Source organism: Mesorhizobium sp. M2A.F.Ca.ET.067.02.1.1 (assembly GCF_004023285.1).
In the GTDB taxonomy this organism is placed as follows: Bacteria; Pseudomonadota; Alphaproteobacteria; order Rhizobiales; family Rhizobiaceae; genus Mesorhizobium.
Window position 1 is genome coordinate 1 of the sequence record NZ_RZSB01001166.1, and the last position, 1,170, is coordinate 1,170.

A 1,170-nucleotide genomic window follows, 5' to 3' on the forward strand; every position below is an offset into this window, starting at 1 on the left:
GCCCTGTTGACGCTTCGCTAGGCGGATATGCCGCCTTTGCCGAGGCTGACATTGATGGTGAATTTCGACCCCGGCGAAACCGACTTGGTCGTGCGCCAGTTGCGTCCGCCGGGTTCCCGGATCAGCGCGACGAAGCCGAGCGCCGTGGCGTTCGGCTCGACCGTGATGGTCTTGGCCGCCGTCTTGCCGGGCGCGACCGAGATCGCGTCCGAGCCGATGAGGTCGGCGCCCAGCGCCGAGCCGGCATCACCTTGCAGCGCGAAGTAATCGGCCGAGTTGAACTTGCCGGTGCTGGCAAGCCGCATCACCAGAACCGTCACCGGCCGGTCGCCGCCGCCCGGTCCCGGATTCATGCCGGCGCCGCCGGTCACGTTGACCGAGATCACCGATGGTTTCGGCGGGCCGCTCTGGCAAGCCGCAAGCAGCCCCGTCGCGCCGAGAGCAACGATGAATTCGCGTCTGTCGATCATGTCCCTACTCCTCTTCGTAAGCGTCCCTGAAGTCTGCGCCGATCTCGCCCAGGAAGCTCGATTCCGCGCTCTGGGCGATGTCGCGATGGCGTTTCTGGTAAAGCTCCCACAGCTTGGCATTGCGCCCGCCGGCGAGCAGATTGCCGATCGCGGAATTGGACTTGAGCTCTTCCTCGATCGCGGCCGGATCGAAACGGTCGATCATGCGCCGAAGCGCGGCCTGAACGCCGCGCCAGGCGCGCACGTGATGCTGAGCGAGATCCTTGACGGCGTCGCTGATCGCCGCCTCGCCGGAGAGAAAGCCAGGGCTGCGCTCGGCGACGATGGTGACGATGACATCCTCGACCGTCGGCAGGAATTTGAGCGGGTTGACTTCCGAAGAACCGACCACCGTCTGCGCGACACGCGCGCTCCCCTTCTCTTCGGCGCGCTTGCGCAAGAGCTGCATCAGGCCGTCGAGCATCAGCCTGTATTCGCGCCCGAATTTCTCCATTTCGGCGATCGCGTCACGCCCGGGAAAGTCGGCCTCCTCGACGCCCATGCCGCGCAGGAAAGCCGCGCGCAGCGCCATGTCGCTCGGCGCAGGCTGCGCTGCACGCGACGGCCGCGGCGCGGGAGCAGCGCGAGGCGGCGGGGCAGGCGGTTCGGGTGCATTCGCCGGTATTTCCCAGGGACGGGCGGCCTTCGGCTTCTCGGCCGG

At 67.2% G+C, this 1,170-nt stretch carries 2 protein-coding genes; both read right to left on the reverse strand.

Annotated features, from left to right (window positions below; translation table 11 throughout):
* Positions 1-17: 17 nt before the first annotated feature.
* Positions 18-470 carry a type VI secretion system lipoprotein TssJ gene (gene tssJ / locus EOA28_RS36415; RefSeq protein ID WP_040985738.1) on the reverse strand — a complete coding sequence of 151 codons (453 nt, stop codon included), beginning with the start codon at positions 468-470 and terminating at the stop codon, positions 18-20.
* Between the two features lie 4 nt (positions 471-474).
* Positions 475-1,170, reverse strand: a 696-nt coding sequence (tagH, locus tag EOA28_RS36420; protein WP_128315876.1) for a type VI secretion system-associated FHA domain protein TagH, incomplete at its 5' end; no start/stop codon positions are given.